A 16,265-nucleotide genomic window follows, 5' to 3' on the forward strand; every position below is an offset into this window, starting at 1 on the left:
AACACGACCGTTAAGCCCTCTAGCGCCGATGGTACTTGGACCGCAGGGTCCTGGGAGAGTAGGAAGCCGCCAAGCAATCTAAAGACACACTTGATATATATCAAGTGTGTCTTTTTGTTGTTTTATGTTTAAACTACATTGCATATAAAGAAATGGGTGAAAATAGGTCTTCCCTCGCGCTGTATGACATTCATAAGATAAATACAGTGTGATTCCTACGACTTAGTATATTTTAAAAGTGAATTTGGTAACCTCCACCCCCGCCATTAGGTGAATACGCTACGATTTTGTGGTAACCATACAGGTTCCCTAAAGTGATGGTTTTCGTTGTCAAGTCTGATACGATTACTCGTCCACTACCTTTCAAATTTCCATTCATATCTTCAACATTAAGGACATATTCCCCAGTCGTCCGAGGAAGAAAAGTAAACGTGACATTCCCGCTTAAATATATATCTGTTGAGTAACCCCCATCGAAATACTCTACTAAAACGCCCTGGGCAGAAATAATATCTTCTTGTTCCTGTTTTATCTGAGCATCTTGTGAAGGGATTACAGGCATAGACGTTTCATCAGCAAATACTGCTGGAACAGATGCTAGGAGCAGAGCCATGCAAGAGAGAGCTGCAATTGTAGTTTTTGGATATTTTTTCACATCAAACATCTCCTTTTCATTTATAAAAATTGAGATTAATCATACTCCCAGTAGCTTTCCTCACAGTCATTTCCTAGGATAAAAGTGAGGGGAGATCTGGCGCCGTATTAGTTTGATAATACAACCGTACCATATTTAACAAATATATACAATTACATATGGAGGTTTCTATATACTATTTTTGTTAAATATATACTTTATTCATATATCATTCACAATTTATATAGCTTTAGGTTCCAAGCTGCCGTTAATAGTAATGGACGGTGCGTTATTCGGTTCTGATTAGATTTACTTTAAGCATCCAAAAAACCTGCCCGATCTATGTAGACCGAGCAGGGCTATATCTGTTCTATATACGTTAATTTAATCTATTATGGGTACTCAGGATTTAACCTGCTTATCCGACAAGTAAGGGATTGTTTTCTATAATACACGGATATAGTTGTAAGTTCAGACAGCGGTACGGCAAGCCACACACCCAGCGTATTCCGTGTGTCTGGACATGCTATTTTTTTTAATTTTCGCAAAAATATAAAAATTAATGTGCAATTTAGGGAACCAAGTGACAACTGAGTTAGTCCTATTAAGTGAGGTGAAGATCCGTTGGACTATTCATTTCTGGCAGAGGCCCAGACGATTGACAATGACACACTTGCCAGCTTGATGGATGATTTCGGCAATGATGTGTGGAACTACGTTTATTTTTTAACTAAAAATGCGGAGCAGGCAGATGATCTGTCACAGGAAGTGTTTGTCCGGGCATACACAGGGATCGCAAACTATCGGGGAGATTGCTCGATCAAGACATGGTTGCTGACGATCACTAGAAATACGACGTTTACATATCGCAAATCCCGATTTTTTCGAAGCAGTTTATGGGGAGAGACGTTATCACTGGACTCGGAATCGCCAAGCCCTGGTTTAAGACAGATGATGCCACAAAAATCAGCTTCCCACCCATCTGCGGAAGTGGAGGTTATACGCAAAGCGCGTATGTATGAAATCTGGAATATCGTACTGGCGCTGCCGGAGAAGTTTCGGGAGATTCTTTTACTGCATGTGAGGTATGAACTTACAACCGTGGAGATTGCAGACATGTTAGGCATCAGTCAAGGTACGGTCAAATCGCGGTTATCCAGAGCTAAAAATAAGGTGCGCAAGCAGTGGGAGGAGATGATCGAATGAAACATGAGGATGCGAAGTGGGAAGAGGAAATTCGTAAAGGGCCATTTGCGGCGTCTCCTTTTACAGAAGAACATAAATATCAGGTGATGCAGCGAGTGGAAAGAATACAATCAGCGATCAGTGAAGAAAAGAAAATAAGCCGATCAGCTTTATCATGGAGCCGGTTGGGTTTATCCAGAAGATCTGCAGATAGAGTTACCGATAATACCAACTATGAAACAACCAATAGAGCTATTAAATCAACGATAAATGCAACGCAAGATGTATCAAGCCATAAGCGTCTTAGCAAAATCCGTAGAGGTATCCTTGCTGCAAGTATGGGCGTACTGGTGATTGCAGGCGGAATGTTCCTGTGGAACTGGGATGACGGACAACTGGCTAAACCGTTAATAGAACAGATTCATCCGGCTTCGGCGCTGCTGTTCTCAGATCACTTGAATGTGGATATACTCACCGATAAAATGAAAAAAAATATTGCAGTAACGCTGAGAGATGATCTGGGCAAACAGCTGCGTATTACCAAGGTGCAGGAATTTCCGGTGTCTGGAAGAATTTACGTTGAGGCAGGTCGGGAGAAGGATGCAGATTACGCCCAAATCTGGCTGGATGCCAAGACAGGAAATCTTCGTGAAGTGCAGATGAGGGCCGAGTTGCAGCCGAATAAGCTGGAGCATCGGTATTTACGTCAAGTTCCATCACTTCTGGAGAGTATCGGCAGCGTTCCAACGCTTAAACCTGAGCAGGTTAACAGATGGGTGAATATGAAGCAGGGGGAAGTCGTGCCAACAGTCAATACCGTATTAAGATTAGGCGATGATGTCAGCTACGGCGAGATTACCTGGGAACAGGATCAGGCGATCTCTATTACGGGAGAGCTTAGAGCTGATCAGATACCTCAAACAGCACTTGCGAATGCCAAAAAAGCAATAGGGGCGTTCTCGGGCAAGCCTAACTTAAATCTGGAGCAGGCTAGTCGAACTAAAGATGATGAGAGTGGAGAAGATTCAACTTTCTTCTCTTTTAACGATAATTATTTTGTGAAAATAACAGAAACATCAAATGGACGGAGATTCATGGTGGCAGATGCTAACGATTATGGACAGCCGGCAATAAACAGCCCAGAGGAGATGGAAGCTTATCAGGAGCGATTACTAAACGTAGACGAGAATCTCTTAAGAAAAGAGATTGAGCCATTCGTGAGTGTTATTTTCAATGTTGACTTGGAAGACTATAAGCTGCACAGAAACGCTGAAGAATTAGGTATAGTTACATTTAAACGTGATGCAGATCAGGATATTTTTCAGGTTCGATATAAGGATGATGGGCGTGTCACCATGGTCACTAGAGAAGAGCGTACTTCCAAATAGGAAATATAAATACTAAACTAATATCAGGTGTTTGTGATTCAAGCCAACACTATAGAGAGATTCTGCTTTGATTAGTTTATATCTAAATAAAGGTAAAGGACGTGGGAGAATGGATAATACTGTACGCGCGAAGAGAAAAGAAGAGATTTTGCAGGCATTTCAATTCCGTCATGCAACAAAGCAATTTGATGCATCGCGTAAAATAACAGAAGAGGACTTTGCGTTTATTCTGGAGACAGGCCGTTTATCGCCAAGTTCCATTGGATTCGAGCCATGGAAGTTTCTGATCGTGCAAAATCCGGAATTCCGTCAGCAGTTATCCGAGGTATCCTCCGGTGCACAGAAGCAGCTGGCGACAGCCAGCCATTTTATCGTAATTCTGGCCCGGACGGATGCAAGCTACAACTCACCTTATGCAGAATACATGCTGAAAGAGATCAAAGGCATGCCCGATGATGTATTTGAGCTGACGAGTGCGGCTTTCGGCAAGTTCCAGAACAATCAGGGTTTGCTGCAAAATCCAAAAACGTTGCTGGACTGGGCTTCCAAGCAGACATATATTGCACTGGGCAATATGATGACTGCTGCGGCTCAGATTGGCATTGATTCATGTCCAATTGAGGGCTTCAACTATGCCGAGGTGCATCGTATTCTGGAGGAAGCCGGGCTGTTGGAGAACGGTGCATGGGATGTTTCGGTCATGGCTGCTTTTGGTTATCGTGCGGCGGAGCCCCCTCGGGAGAAATCACGCAAGTCTATTGAGCAGATTACACACTGGATTGAATAAGCATTACAAAACGCAACCAGTGGAACGGAACACAGCTCTTGCTCGCATACCTTCGTGTATGGAAGACAAGGGCTGTTTGTGCATCATAATTCATGAATCCTAAAAAGCAGTTGAAAATACATAGATATCTATGTATAATGAAGTCATGTTAAAATACAACGCATTTGCAATGATCGCACGGATCAGAGATCACGTAAACAAACGCATTGTTCATGAACTTGAGCAGCATGAGGTTACGGGAATTGTTCCTTCTCATGGAGATGTTCTGATGTTTCTGTACCGGGAAGAGACGTTATCCATCAAAATGCTGGCAGAACGTGTGCAGCGGACACAACCCACAGTTACGGTGCTTGTGAACAAGCTGGAGAAGCTGGGGTATGTGGAACGCAGCAAGAGCGCTGATGACAGCAGAGTAACCATGATTCGTCTGACGGAACAAGGAAAGCGGCTGGAGCCGATTTTCCGCGAAGTGTCAGATCAGATCAACCAGATTATCTATGCTGATCTGTCCGAAGAACAGTCAGAGCAATTGGAGCAGTTACTGTCCATGATAGTGAGACGGCTATAACTAAACTTTATAACCGTCTTGCCAGCTCTTTCTTCTGCCTGATCTTTATAGGAGAGCAGAAGGTGTTCTTTTTAAACTTTTGCATAGATATCTATGTATAATCAAACGGCCGCTTAGCCAGATTTTTAGAAAACCAAGAATTAATATTGTTAACTATATAAGTTGAATTATTTATTTACACGTGAACGGAGAGGACATAAAAAACCTGAAAAAGCGGAGCTAAAAGCTTTCTGAAAGAAAGCTGCATCGGAAGCATAAGCTTCGCCTTTATCACCGGATTTTTCCCTTTGGAAAAGGGGAATCCAAAAAATCTGGGGATAACAGCGATTGGAAGGTTGTTCTGTCATCGGAGTGGATTGTGTAAATCTTTAGTACAACTTAACTAATAAGGAGGAATATATTTATGAAACATCTTATCGTCTACGCACACCCACACACAGACAGCTTTAACAACGCCATCCTGAATACAGCGGTAACTGCTTTGGAGGCAGAAGGTCATGAGGTTGTTGTACGTGATCTGTATCAGCTGGGATTCCAGCCGGTGCTTACGGAGGCCGATACAGCTTCCATGCGTGCAGGACAGACTCCGCAGGATATCGTAGCAGAGCAGCAGTATGTGACAGAGGCGGATGCAATTACGTTCATCCATCCGATCTGGTGGACAGGTCTGCCAGCAATTTTGAAAGGTTATGTTGACCGGGTGTTTGCCTACGGCTTCGCTTATGCATCAGGGCCAGCAGGGATCGAGAAGCTTCTGACGGGCAAAAAAGGTCTGATAATCAGCACACACGGAACACCAAAGGATGTGTATGATCAAATCGGAATGACCAATGCGCTGAAGCTGACTTCGGACACAGGCATCTTTGACTTTGTAGGCATTGAGCCAGTGGATCATCTGCTCTTCGGCGGTATCGGTTATCTGGATGCTGCTGCGTACCAGGCGATGCTGGATGAAGTGAAACAGGCGGTAACAACCCGTTTCTAAGATAGTAGCAGCGAAGCTGAAATACCAGGCCGGCTCTTGAGGAGTCGGCTTTGTTTATTTCTGGCGTTTGGCAAAAGGATCAAAAGGGGGTATAATCGAGCCATGGAACCTATACTCATATTCAAAGCATTATCGAACGAGACGCGCAGACAGATTCTGCTGTGGCTGAAAAACCCGGAGCAGCATTTCTCACCGCTTGAGCTGTCCCAGCATCCGGATGGCGGAAAGAGCGGCATATGTGTGGGCACGATTCAACTGAAGGCTGGACTGGCTCAGTCTGTGATCTCCAGTTATTTGTTAACGATGCTCAAGGCAGGACTGCTGTTATCGGAACGCAGAGGACAATGGACGTACTATCGCCGTAACGAGGAAACGATTCAGGCGTTTGCGGAGTACGTGCGGCACGAGTTATAAGCCGGATGCCGGAACGGAAGTCAGGATGCAATTGCAGCAAGCAAGGAATTCCGTCCGGATGTGAACGGCTATACTTTAAACATTTAACCTCACCGTTTTTAGCCTGCTTCTATCACTGTCACGGGCGGATGTGGGATGTAAGTGCATGAGCTGGAGCAAGCCCCGAGCTAAAGTCTATTTTCATCTTTTTACATCTATATATCTGGATATACAAAAATATAATCATAGAGGAGCATCATTATACATGAGTAACGAACAGAACCAACACCAACTTCAACATAAAGAGCATATCACGGACGTTAAACTATCTGTACTTGATCTGGCACCGGTCGTCGTGGGATCGGCCCCTGCGGATGCTCTTCGCAACAGTCTGGAGCTCGCACAGCATGCCGAGCAATGGGGGTACCATCGTTATTGGGTGGCAGAGCACCACAACATGCCTGGCATCGCGTCATCTGCAACATCTGTGGTGATTGGACATCTCGCGGGAGGAACGAAAACCATTCGTGTAGGGTCCGGGGGCATTATGCTGCCTAACCATGCACCGCTTGTGATTGCGGAGCAGTTCGGTACGCTCGAATCCCTCTATCCCGGCCGCATTGATCTGGGGCTTGGACGTGCACCTGGCAGTGATCGCCGCACATCACTGGCCCTGCGCAAAGATCTGAACAGTGGGGAGGATTTCCCCGAGCTGCTGGCAGAACTGCGAGCATATTTCGATGCTTCGGCAACATCTTATCATGCTCCGGTCCGGGCAGTGCCCGGCGAAGGGCTGAATATTCCGATTTACCTGCTGGGCTCCAGTGATTTCAGCGCACGTCTCGCAGGACAGCTGGGATTGCCATTTGCTTTTGCCAGCCATTTCTCCCCGGATTATACACGGATTGCGCTGGACACATATCGCAGCAGCTTCCAGCCGTCCGAGCATCTGAAGGAGCCTTATGTCATCGTAGGTGTAAACGCGGTGGTGGCAGATACGGATGAAGAAGCAGCGTGGCTCGGAACAACGATGCAACAGCAGTTTTTGAATATCATTCGGGGGACGACAGGACTTGTACAGCCGCCAGCAGTAATGGATGGCAAGTGGACCGACCGCGAACAAGCGGCAGTAGCCCAGACACTGAAGGCAGCCGTGAACGGATCGCCGGATAAGGTGCGCGGTCAGCTTGAATCCTTTATTCGTCAGACCCAGGCGGATGAGCTGATTATTACGTCAATGATCTATGATCATCAGGCCCGGCTGCACTCATACGAGTTGATCGCGCAGCTTGCGGGAAACGCATAATAACTTGCTTGGCAGCCGGTTGCAAACAGCATTCGGCAGCAGTCAGACGGTTCGTCTCCGAGAGAGGCGGGCCGTTTTTATATTCAGGAAAATTTTTCAAGGGATATTATTGAGGCAGGTTGGTCGTTTTGGGGTAAAATGACGGTACTTGCCGAATATGAAACGCCGGGACGGGTGAGACGTATAAGTCATGTGTGTTATACATAATTTGGCTGGCAACTGGTGCGTATAGGTTCTATACTACTCGTCAGGCAGGAAGATTCTGTATTCAACCGTTGGCGAGCAGCAAATGAAGAAAGTTACATATGAGAGAGGACGACAAGCCTATGGAGCAACCCGAGCAGCAACCGCGTGTTTGGCCCGATCGGTTCAAACGATTTTTTCTTAACAATAAATTTGTGCTGTTTCTGTTAATTTTACTGCTGGTTGGACTGAACGTTATGGTTCTGACCAAAGTATCCTTTGTGTTTCACCCGCTGGCAGTGCTCATTAAAACGATTGTACTCCCTATTATTCTGTCGGGCATTTTGTACTACCTGCTGAATCCGCTTGTGGATGTCATGGAAAAGTGGAAAATCAAACGGGGCTGGGGTGTGCTTATCCTGTACCTGATTATTCTGGGCATTCTTACGGTCATTATTCTTGCGGTTATTCCGGTGCTGCGTAATCAGATCACAGGGCTGATTGAAAACTTCCCGGCGTACAGCGAGACAGTCACGAAGCAATTTGAGGAGTTAACCGGAAGTGAGCTGTTCAACCAGATTCAGGGTGCGATTAACCTTAACTGGCAGGATTATTGGGGATCGTTATCGCAGAAGGCAACCGAGATTCTGGACACCACATGGACAAAGCTTGGAGGGTTTCTGGGTGCATTTACCGAGACGGTCTTATCCATTGTAACGGTGCCGTTTATCCTGTTCTATCTGCTCAAAGACGGCAAGAAGCTACCGAGCAAAATTTTATCTTTTCTGCCGATCAAAAGTCGTACGGGTGCCATGCATGTGCTGCATGATATCAACCACCAGATCAGCTCGTTCATTCGTGGACAGATTATCGTCAGCTTCTGTATCGGGGGGCTGCTCTACATCGGATATATGATTATCGGTCTGGACTACGCTTTGATTCTTGCGATTATTGCATCCTTCACCAGCGTTGTTCCTTATCTGGGGCCTGCGATTGCCATTACGCCTGCGCTCATCGTTGCGATCGTCACTTCGCCAGTGATGCTGCTGAAAATGATTGCCGTATGGACAATTGTACAACTGATTGAAGGCAAGCTCATCTCGCCTCAGATTATGGGTAAAACTCTCCGAATTCACCCGATTACCATCATCTTTGTCATTTTGACTTCAGGTAATTTGTTCGGGGTTGTCGGCGTGCTGCTTGCAGTGCCGGGGTATGCGGTGCTTAAAGTAGTCGTATCCCATATTTTCAATCTGTTTAAAGACAAATCGGGTCTGTATGATCCAAACAACAATACGCTGCTGTAGGGAGTGAGGCTCTGCTTCAAAAATCGTTGATATTCTGTTTTTTAAAACGGTTCCCTTACAACCAAAGAACCCCCATCCATCGGCGTGCCGAGAGACGGGGGTTCTTTGGTGTGTACAGGCTGGCAGGGACCTAGCCGTGTTTGATATGCTGGAGCGTTTGCAGGAAAATCTGCTCAATGTGAGCATCATCCAGAGAGTAGTACACCGTCTTGCCTTCCTTGCGCCGCTTCACAATCCGCATATTGCGGAGAGATCGCAGCTGATGGGAGATGGCTGACTGACCCATATCAAGCAGCACGGTCAGATCGTGTACACATAATTCCTTCTGTAACAGCGCATCAATAATACGAAGACGTGTCGGGTCACTGAACGCTTTGAACCAATCGGCCATCTCGGAAGAGGTCTCCCGATCTATAAGAGAGGTGCGAATGGTTTGCACATCGGCTTCTGTGCCTGAGCAGGCCTCATCGCATTCGTGTGGAGCTTTAACCGGTTGTTCCATTCTTATCACCGCCTATGTTTAACAACTGATAGCTCTATTATATCCAAAAAACGCCTAAAGCGAAATGATTACTATTAGCATATTCTGTATCCAAAAGCAATAACTCGTGTTGACACTCCCGTTTGAACGTGCATATAATAGGGTTAAATAAACATATGAATGATTGCTCATATATTGTATCGAATATCTGGAATGGTAATGGTATGAAATATGCTTTTCGGACTGCAAAGGGGAGAATTCACATGGGAACCGGACAGGAACAGGTGAAAAGAGAACTGCTGCTGGATGGACTGGATTGTGCTAACTGTGCACTCAAAATCGAAAATGGCGTGAGTAAAATCAAGGGCATTAGCGAATGCTCCGTTAATTTTGTCACCAAGACGTTATCGATGTACACGACTTCAGATATGGATGAACAGGTAGTGGAGGAAGCCAAGCGCAAGGTGCTTCGACTGGAGCCGCATATCCGTATCTCGGAGAAAGGCCAGGGCTACTCTGGTCAAAGCGGCTTAGGATGCGCTTCCACCGTTAATAGTGTAGAACAGCAGGGGGGAGAGCAGCCTCATTCTGGAACCCACCAGCATCATGGACATCAGCATACCCCTGGACATACGCACGACCATGGCAGCCATGCACATGATCATGAAACAGGGGCACATGACTATCACAGCCATTCTCACTCGCATGAACATGATCACGGTTATGGACATGATCACACACATCACAGCCATGCGCACCAGCACAGTCACGAACATAGTGATGCAGAGAGCAGTGATGCTCACGCAGGTCATTCGCATGAGCATGGTGCGGGGCAGACCAAAACGCTGCTAACTCGTCTGGCGATCGGTTCAGTGCTGCTTGCTGCAGCGATATGGTCACCGCTGGATGGCTGGGCGCAGCTTTCCCTGTTCGTGTTAGCTTACATTATCGCTGGTGGCGATATCGTGCTTCAGGCCTTCAAAAACATCATCCGTGGTCAGGTGTTTGACGAATATTTCCTGATGACCGTAGCGACGCTAGGGGCGTTTGCAATCGGTGAATACCCGGAAGGTGTTGCGGTTATGCTGTTTTATCAGCTCGGTGAGCTGTTCCAGGGTATGGCGGTTAATCGATCACGCAAATCAATCCAGTCCCTGATGGATATTCGCCCGGACTACGCCAATGTACTCACAGGTGCTGGTGAGGAAACACGGCGTGTCTCTCCGGAAGAAGTGCGCATTGGTGACCATATCGTGGTGAAGGCCGGGGAGCGTGTGCCTCTCGATGGTCTCGTCAAAGCAGGTCAATCCATGGTGGATACATCCGCACTGACAGGTGAATCCGTTCCACGGGAGTTGAAGCCGGGTAGTGATGCGCTCAGCGGTTTTGTGAACAAAAACGGCATGTTAACGATCGAGGTCACCAAAACCTTCGGTGAATCGACCGTATCCAAAATTCTCGACATGGTGCAGAACGCCAGCAGCCGCAAAGCGAAGACGGAACATTTTATTAGCAAGTTTGCCCGGTATTACACACCGGTTGTAGTCATTCTTGCGGCTCTCATCGCTTTGGTTCCCCCGCTGCTGCTGAGCGGTGCAACGTTTGCAGACTGGATCTATCGTGCGCTTGTGTTTCTTGTGATTTCTTGCCCTTGTGCGCTGGTTGTATCCATTCCGCTGGGCTTCTTCGGTGGTATTGGTGCTGCTTCGCGAAACGGTATACTGGTTAAAGGCAGCAATTACCTGGAAGCTTTGAATGATGTTAAAGTGGTGGTGTTCGACAAAACGGGGACCCTAACCAAAGGTGTTTTCAAGGTTACAGCGGTGTATCCTGAAGGTGCGCGTTCGGAAGAGGAATTAATGAGGCTGGCGGCGATTGCCGAAGCGAACTCGAATCATCCGATCGCAGAGTCTATTCGTGCAGCATGGGGGGAAGACATTCCTTCCCAAGGTGTGGAAGGATACGACGAAGTAGCGGGACATGGGATCAAGGTTCAGGTGAACGGACAGGAAGTGCTCACAGGCAACGCGAAGCTGATGGAACAGGCTGGGATTGCCTATACAAAGCCGCAAACTTCGGGAACAATCGTGCATGTTGCTGAAGCCGGGCAGTACGTTGGTCACATTATCATTGCAGATGAAGTGAAGCAGGATGCGGCAGCGGCCATCCAAGCGCTCAAGCAGCTGGGCATTCGCAAAATAGTGATGCTGACGGGAGATGCGAGAGCGGTCGGGGAAGCGGTTGGTCATCAGCTTGGTGTGGATGAGGTTCATGCCGAATTGCTGCCACAGGATAAAGTTGAACGGCTGGAGCAGCTGGAAGCAGACAAATTGCCTAAGGAAAAAATGGTCTTTGTCGGTGACGGCATTAACGACACACCTGTATTGGCTCGTGCCGATGTCGGTGTCGCCATGGGCGGGCTTGGTTCGGATGCGGCGATTGAAGCGGCAGATGTGGTCATTATGACAGATGAACCGTCCAGGCTTGCCAGTGCGATTCGCATTGCGAAGCGTACACGCCGCATTGTTTGGCAGAACATCGGATTTGCACTCGGGGTTAAGGTGATCTTCCTGCTGCTCGGTGTATTCGGGATCGCAACGATGTGGGAAGCGGTATTCTCCGATGTCGGTGTTACGGTGCTGGCTGTGCTCAATGCGATGCGGGTTCTTCGGATCAAGGACGTTTAGGGCGTGTCTTGAAACCTACTGAAGTGCATCTTTTACCCCCTTTTCGCCCCCTGCTACGTCACTTTCCCTTGACGTGCCCCGGCACGCCTGCGGGAAACTTCCTTGCTTGCAACAAAAATTCGGCAAAATCTGCTATCTTCAGAGTTTCAGACAACCCCTAAAATATGTGAAACGTACAGCACGGCTCTGCGTATATACGTAGAGCCGTTTTACTTTTTAATGGCTGGTGAATAATAATGGTTGTACGTTAAAGAGAAGGGGCGAGCATGTTGGCAGGAGCATGGTTGGGCATTATATGCGGAGTATGTTATTTCATTTTGGGATTGATGGTGTATAGGAAGCCGCCAAAACAAATTAACGGAATATATGGATATCGGACACCACGGGCGATGAGTCACCCTGCTTTATGGGAAGAGGCACAGCGGTATGGCTCAGCTCTGATGATGCAGTTTGGTTTTATTATAACCGCTTTTGGTGTTATTGGTTTCTGGCTTACCGATGTGCGCGCACTGGTGCTGAGTTTGATTGCAATCGTCTTTTATACGATCAGGCTGTTCACTCGGGTGGAAGGACGCTTGAAGCAAATGCAGCGGGAGATGGACAAACAGGACAAGCAGGGCAGCGTGAGCGAAGGGGTGTAGAAGTTTAAGAATTTATAACCTCATATTCAAACATAGAGATAAAGAGATCCGCTCAGGCGGGTCTTTTTTTGTCTAGGCATACTATTGAAGATAATCTTACGTTGACGTTAACGTTAATGTTATATATAATTATGTACATAACATTAATGACATATGAAAAGAGTTGAGGCGCATGAGCTTGTACAAAATTGATGATGTCGCCAAAGCCTGCGGACTGACCAAACGTACTATTCGATATTATGAAGAGATTGGTGTCATGCCTTCACCTCAGCGGACTGATGGAGGTACGCGGCTGTACACCCAGGAGGACATCGACTATTTGAAAAAAGTGGTTCGGGCCAAAGAGGTGCTGGGCTTCTCGCTTCAGGAGCTTCATGCTTATGTAGCCACTGCCGATGCGCTGAATGAGCAGCGTTTTGACTACCAGCAGATAACCGAGGTAAGGGAGCGGATCGAAAAGCTCGCTCAGATGGAGGCAACCCTGGACGGCCAGCTGCGATTGCTGGAGCAGAAGCTTCACAGCATTCATGCCGTACAGCATGAACTGCAGGAGCTGCGGGAGCGCGTTAGAACGGGCATTCAGACACTGCAGGGCCATACTCGCCAGAACGGTGGGAATGAAGCTGGCAATGAACGTGGTGGTTCGTAATTCATTGAATACATTACAACTGTGATTGAGATAAATTGCAGAACTACGTTGAAATACTTTGCTGGAACTGCTGGTTATGAGCCTGGAAGCAGAGTAGGGATAGGTAACTTGAGGCACACACCGATAGACGGTGTTATTGTGCCGTTTTTGTATCTTTTTTGTTGAAAATGGGGAAGGATAATTTCGAAATTTTCAGTTGTTTTCACACTTGCGGAATGAGTATTCAAATATGTAACCTTGGAGGAATTAATTTATGAAAAGAGAACCATCACTGCCTGACGAATTGCCGTCATCTCGTGGAGGTCTGCTATCCCAGCCCCGTGCGGTCTGGGCTGTAGCCTTCGCCTGTATCATCTCGTTTATGGGACTCGGTCTGGTAGACCCGATCCTGCCAGCCATTGCAGATCAGCTGCATGCTTCCAAAAGTCAGGTGTCCCTGCTATTTACCAGCTACAACGCGGTAACGGGGATTGCAATGCTGATCACGGGTGTAGTATCCAGCCGGATTGGTGTGAAATGGACGCTGCTTAGCGGCATATTGCTGATTATTGTGTTTTCATTCCTCGGCGGAACGTCTGATACCGTCGGAGCGCTGGTCGGTTATCGCGGGGGCTGGGGACTCGGGAATGCCTTGTTTATAGCCACCGCGCTATCAGCCATTGTTGGCTTGTCCACATCGGGGACGGCCAAGGCTATTATTTTATACGAAGCAGCACTCGGTCTGGGAATTGCCGTCGGTCCACTGCTTGGCGGTGAGCTGGGTTCAATCTCCTGGCGTGGCCCGTTCTACGGGGTAGCGGCATTGATGGCAATTGCGTTTATCAGCATCCTGTTTATGCTGCCCAAAATGGCTAAACCCAAAACGCGCAGTACGTTATCCGATCCGTTCAAAGCACTGGGTTACCCTTCACTGAAAACGTTGGCGATTACCGCCTTTTTGTATAACTTTGGTTTCTTTACCTTGATGGCTTATTCGCCTTATGTCATGAAACTCGACGAGCATGGCCTCGGCTATGTCTTCTTCGGATGGGGTCTGATGCTGGCCATTACGTCTGTTTTTGTAGCACCAAAGCTGCAGCGCCGGTTTGGTTCGGTACCATCCATGAGTGTGATGCTGACCTTATTTGCTATTGACCTGCTGGTGATGGCTGTGGGGACAGTGATGGGATCATCGGTGACCGTTATCGTTGCGGTTATTGTGGCTGGTATTTTCCTCGGCATAAACAATACCCTGATTACAACAGCAGTGATGGAGGCTGCTCCAGTGGAGCGTTCCGTGGCGTCTGCGGCGTACAGCTTTGTACGTTTTATGGGTGGTGCGCTGGCGCCATGGCTTGCGGGGAAACTGTCTGAATGGTTTTTGCCGGAAACCCCGTTTTATTTCGGAGCGCTGATGGTGCTGATCGGCGTTGCTGTATTGCTGATGCGTCGTCGTCACCTGCGGGATATAGATGCTTCGATCACAGCGCATTGATAAAGGCCTCGACCACAACTCATTGATAAATCCGCATGTGTATCATAGACCGTCGCGCAGCTGATCGCAGTTCATGTACAGACGGCACAGATTTTGCAGATACATTATGGAAACAGAACTTTATGGGGAAGAAGCTAACAAAAAATAACGTGCTTATAAACAGACTGGAGGAAGTAAGATGCTGAAACGGTTATTGGTGGCTGTAGATGGTTCGGATCATGCAAATAAAGCTTTGGAGCAGGCTCTCATGCTGGCGGAACAAATGAAACATCCGGTGAGTTTGACAATCGTGCATGTGAATCCATCCATCTCGATTAACGAGCCTGCCCTCGGGGTGGATCTGGAGGAACGTATCGCCGAAGAGGGCAAATATATTATCGAACCTGTGAAGAAACGTTTGGCTGACCGCGGTGTGCCTTATGAGACGCTGCTTGTGGCAGGCGATCCTGTAACCGAAATCTGCCGGGCTGCACGTGAACAGGCCTGTGAATGGATTGTGATGGGTACGGGTGGTAAAAGTGTGCTTGCAGAGATTGTGGTCGGCAGCGTGAGTCATGGCGTGTTGAAGCACGCGGAATGTCCTGTCATGACTGTAAAATAAACGGCAGCTTATGGTGCGTGAATAGGCAGTAACTGGTGAGCATGTGAGGCGCAGGTGAAAGAGCGAATTGTGGAAGTACGTAAGTGCCTTTGTAGGTGTATTTGTGAGGGTAAGAGGCTGAAAGGTGAATTCGGAAGCGTGTGAGAAAAAGTGGCGTGGTTATGCGTTCATATGTACGTTGTGGGTCAGTGAGGAGTAAGTTTTTGGGGTAACTAGGGCGTATCTTGAAACTGCTGAAGTGCATCTTTTACCGCCTTTTCGCCCCCTGCTGCGTCACTCTACCTTGACGTGCCCCGGCACGCCTGCGGAAAACTTCCTGGCTTGGAACGAAAATTCAGCAAAATTGGCTTCCTTCAGCGTTTTCAGACACGCCCTAGAGGAATTATGAAGTGTGCAGATGAGTGAGTGCATTTGTGGAAAAGGGAGTACACGTGTCTATAAACAGTAATTTTCTCAGTAAGTAATTGGTATTAATTGTGTAAGTTAGTGAAGTGAAAAATGCAGGATTGCATATGTGTGGAAGTAGGAAGGCGAGTGAGTGCGGAAGTAACATATGTCCTGGAGTAAGTGAGTGAAAGCCTGGGCGCATATGTGTGAGTTAGCATGTAAGTGCGGAGGTAAGTAAGTGAGCCAGAGCGTGAGTGAGTACGTGCTAAGTTAGCTGATGTGGCGAAGTCAGCGAGTGCACATGTGAGAAAGTACTCAAGGGCTGTAAGTAGTTAACCCTCCGAATTCTAACGATCTCAGGAGACCCTATTTCCCCGATAAATGGCACTTTGAAATTCTAACGATTCGTAGTGACGTTATTTAGCCTTTTTCGCCTGAAAAGTGGCCCATTATCTTGTTTTGACACGAAATAAGGTTGCTGGGATTCGTTAGAATTTGGATGGCCCGATATCAGGCTGAATAAGGTTTTTGTGAACACTAGTCATGCGTTAAACCTGACATGAATAATCAGCAAAAAAAAGTGAATTTAGACTTTCAAACCATAAAAAA

General features: G+C 47.3%; 16 protein-coding genes and 1 rRNA gene. 14 read left to right on the plus strand and 3 right to left on the minus strand.

Going from position 1 to position 16,265, the window contains the following annotated elements; all coding sequences use genetic code 11:
• Nucleotides 1-75: ribosomal RNA gene (gene rrf, locus ACQSGY_RS30395) — 5S ribosomal RNA — on the plus strand; the annotation flags it as partial.
• Between the two features lie 157 nt (nt 76-232).
• Here rrf and ACQSGY_RS30400 read toward each other — a convergent pair.
• Nucleotides 233-655: a hypothetical protein gene (locus tag ACQSGY_RS30400; RefSeq protein WP_427182339.1), complete on the minus strand. Its 423-nt coding sequence runs from the start codon at nt 653-655 to the stop codon at nt 233-235.
• A 603-nt stretch (nt 656-1,258) separates the two neighbouring features.
• On the opposite strand from ACQSGY_RS30400, the gene ACQSGY_RS30405 reads away from it, so the two are divergent.
• From ACQSGY_RS30405 to ACQSGY_RS30420, 4 genes are all read left to right on the plus strand, one after another.
• Nucleotides 1,259-1,840, plus strand: coding sequence for an RNA polymerase sigma factor (locus tag ACQSGY_RS30405; RefSeq protein ID WP_427182341.1), 582 nt, complete (start codon nt 1,259-1,261; stop codon nt 1,838-1,840).
• Entirely contained in the window at nt 1,837-3,207 is a 1,371-nt protein-coding gene (locus tag ACQSGY_RS30410; protein WP_427182343.1) for a hypothetical protein, read from the plus strand. The genes ACQSGY_RS30405 and ACQSGY_RS30410 overlap by 4 nt, the downstream gene beginning before the upstream one ends.
• A gap of 109 nt (nt 3,208-3,316) precedes the next feature.
• Nucleotides 3,317-3,994: an NAD(P)H-dependent oxidoreductase gene (locus tag ACQSGY_RS30415; RefSeq protein WP_427182345.1), complete on the plus strand. Its 678-nt coding sequence runs from the start codon at nt 3,317-3,319 to the stop codon at nt 3,992-3,994.
• A gap of 169 nt (nt 3,995-4,163) precedes the next feature.
• Entirely contained in the window at nt 4,164-4,562 is a 399-nt protein-coding gene (locus ACQSGY_RS30420) for a MarR family winged helix-turn-helix transcriptional regulator (protein ID WP_318283096.1), read from the plus strand.
• 167 nt (nt 4,563-4,729) lie between these two features.
• Here ACQSGY_RS30420 and ACQSGY_RS30425 read toward each other — a convergent pair whose 3' ends face one another.
• Nucleotides 4,730-4,909, minus strand: coding sequence for a hypothetical protein (locus ACQSGY_RS30425; RefSeq protein WP_427182346.1), 180 nt, complete (start codon nt 4,907-4,909; stop codon nt 4,730-4,732).
• Nucleotides 4,910-4,965: 56 nt separating this feature from the next.
• Between ACQSGY_RS30425 and ACQSGY_RS30430 the strand changes: the two genes are divergently transcribed.
• The 4 genes from ACQSGY_RS30430 to ACQSGY_RS30445 all read left to right on the plus strand — a co-directional run bounded on the left by ACQSGY_RS30430 (nt 4,966) and on the right by ACQSGY_RS30445 (nt 8,736).
• Nucleotides 4,966-5,547 carry an NAD(P)H-dependent oxidoreductase gene (locus tag ACQSGY_RS30430; RefSeq protein ID WP_427182347.1) on the plus strand — a complete coding sequence of 194 codons (582 nt, stop codon included), beginning with the start codon at nt 4,966-4,968 and terminating at the stop codon, nt 5,545-5,547.
• A gap of 102 nt (nt 5,548-5,649) precedes the next feature.
• Nucleotides 5,650-5,961: an ArsR/SmtB family transcription factor gene (locus ACQSGY_RS30435; RefSeq protein WP_110899609.1), complete on the plus strand. Its 312-nt coding sequence runs from the start codon at nt 5,650-5,652 to the stop codon at nt 5,959-5,961.
• Between the two features lie 244 nt (nt 5,962-6,205).
• Nucleotides 6,206-7,246 carry an LLM class flavin-dependent oxidoreductase gene (locus ACQSGY_RS30440; protein ID WP_427182348.1) on the plus strand — a complete coding sequence of 347 codons (1,041 nt, stop codon included), beginning with the start codon at nt 6,206-6,208 and terminating at the stop codon, nt 7,244-7,246.
• Between the two features lie 305 nt (nt 7,247-7,551).
• Nucleotides 7,552-8,736 carry an AI-2E family transporter gene (locus ACQSGY_RS30445; protein WP_248085895.1) on the plus strand — a complete coding sequence of 395 codons (1,185 nt, stop codon included), beginning with the start codon at nt 7,552-7,554 and terminating at the stop codon, nt 8,734-8,736.
• A gap of 130 nt (nt 8,737-8,866) precedes the next feature.
• On the opposite strand, the gene ACQSGY_RS30450 is transcribed toward ACQSGY_RS30445, so the two are convergent.
• The gene (locus tag ACQSGY_RS30450) at nt 8,867-9,238 is read right to left on the minus strand and encodes an ArsR/SmtB family transcription factor (protein ID WP_111272642.1); all 372 of its coding nucleotides are present in this window, start codon (nt 9,236-9,238) and stop codon (nt 8,867-8,869) included.
• Nucleotides 9,239-9,480: 242 nt separating this feature from the next.
• Here ACQSGY_RS30450 and ACQSGY_RS30455 point away from each other — a divergent pair, with 242 nt between their 5' ends.
• The 5 genes from ACQSGY_RS30455 (at nt 9,481) to ACQSGY_RS30475 (ending at nt 15,269) form a co-directional block, all read left to right on the plus strand.
• Entirely contained in the window at nt 9,481-11,904 is a 2,424-nt protein-coding gene (locus tag ACQSGY_RS30455; RefSeq protein WP_427182350.1) for a heavy metal translocating P-type ATPase, read from the plus strand.
• Between the two features lie 266 nt (nt 11,905-12,170).
• Nucleotides 12,171-12,545: an SdpI family protein gene (locus tag ACQSGY_RS30460; RefSeq protein ID WP_427182351.1), complete on the plus strand. Its 375-nt coding sequence runs from the start codon at nt 12,171-12,173 to the stop codon at nt 12,543-12,545.
• 172 nt (nt 12,546-12,717) lie between these two features.
• Nucleotides 12,718-13,194 (plus strand): MerR family transcriptional regulator, encoded by a 477-nt coding sequence (locus tag ACQSGY_RS30465; RefSeq protein ID WP_427182353.1) that lies wholly within the window; start codon nt 12,718-12,720, stop codon nt 13,192-13,194.
• A gap of 253 nt (nt 13,195-13,447) precedes the next feature.
• On the plus strand, nt 13,448-14,668 hold the full coding sequence (locus ACQSGY_RS30470; RefSeq protein WP_427182354.1) for an MFS transporter: 1,221 nt from the start codon (nt 13,448-13,450) through the stop codon (nt 14,666-14,668).
• Nucleotides 14,669-14,846: 178 nt separating this feature from the next.
• Complete coding sequence (locus tag ACQSGY_RS30475; protein WP_427182356.1) at nt 14,847-15,269, plus strand: universal stress protein; 423 nt, start codon at nt 14,847-14,849, stop codon at nt 15,267-15,269.
• Nucleotides 15,270-16,265: the final 996 nt, after the last annotated feature.

It is taken from the genome of Paenibacillus sp. TC-CSREp1, assembly GCF_050171015.1.
In the GTDB taxonomy this organism is placed as follows: domain Bacteria; phylum Bacillota; class Bacilli; order Paenibacillales; family Paenibacillaceae; genus Paenibacillus; species Paenibacillus silvae.

Bases quoted from the DNA above. Each gene is read 5' to 3' on its own strand.
- ACQSGY_RS30440 (WP_427182348.1), top strand. From the start codon at position 6,206: ATGAGTAACGAACAGAACCAACACCAACTTCAACATAAAGAGCATATC.
- ACQSGY_RS30420 (WP_318283096.1), top strand. From the start codon at position 4,164: ATGATCGCACGGATCAGAGATCACGTAAACAAACGCATTGTTCATGAA.
- ACQSGY_RS30425 (WP_427182346.1), bottom strand. From the start codon at position 4,909: ATGACAGAACAACCTTCCAATCGCTGTTATCCCCAGATTTTTTGGATT.
- ACQSGY_RS30460 (WP_427182351.1), top strand. From the start codon at position 12,171: ATGTTGGCAGGAGCATGGTTGGGCATTATATGCGGAGTATGTTATTTC.
- ACQSGY_RS30415 (WP_427182345.1), top strand. From the start codon at position 3,317: ATGGATAATACTGTACGCGCGAAGAGAAAAGAAGAGATTTTGCAGGCA.
- ACQSGY_RS30475 (WP_427182356.1), top strand. From the start codon at position 14,847: ATGCTGAAACGGTTATTGGTGGCTGTAGATGGTTCGGATCATGCAAAT.
- ACQSGY_RS30435 (WP_110899609.1), top strand. From the start codon at position 5,650: ATGGAACCTATACTCATATTCAAAGCATTATCGAACGAGACGCGCAGA.
- ACQSGY_RS30470 (WP_427182354.1), top strand. From the start codon at position 13,448: ATGAAAAGAGAACCATCACTGCCTGACGAATTGCCGTCATCTCGTGGA.
- ACQSGY_RS30445 (WP_248085895.1), top strand. From the start codon at position 7,552: ATGAGAGAGGACGACAAGCCTATGGAGCAACCCGAGCAGCAACCGCGT.
- ACQSGY_RS30450 (WP_111272642.1), bottom strand. From the start codon at position 9,238: ATGGAACAACCGGTTAAAGCTCCACACGAATGCGATGAGGCCTGCTCA.
- ACQSGY_RS30465 (WP_427182353.1), top strand. From the start codon at position 12,718: ATGAGCTTGTACAAAATTGATGATGTCGCCAAAGCCTGCGGACTGACC.
- ACQSGY_RS30430 (WP_427182347.1), top strand. From the start codon at position 4,966: ATGAAACATCTTATCGTCTACGCACACCCACACACAGACAGCTTTAAC.
- ACQSGY_RS30455 (WP_427182350.1), top strand. From the start codon at position 9,481: ATGGGAACCGGACAGGAACAGGTGAAAAGAGAACTGCTGCTGGATGGA.
- ACQSGY_RS30410 (WP_427182343.1), top strand. From the start codon at position 1,837: ATGAAACATGAGGATGCGAAGTGGGAAGAGGAAATTCGTAAAGGGCCA.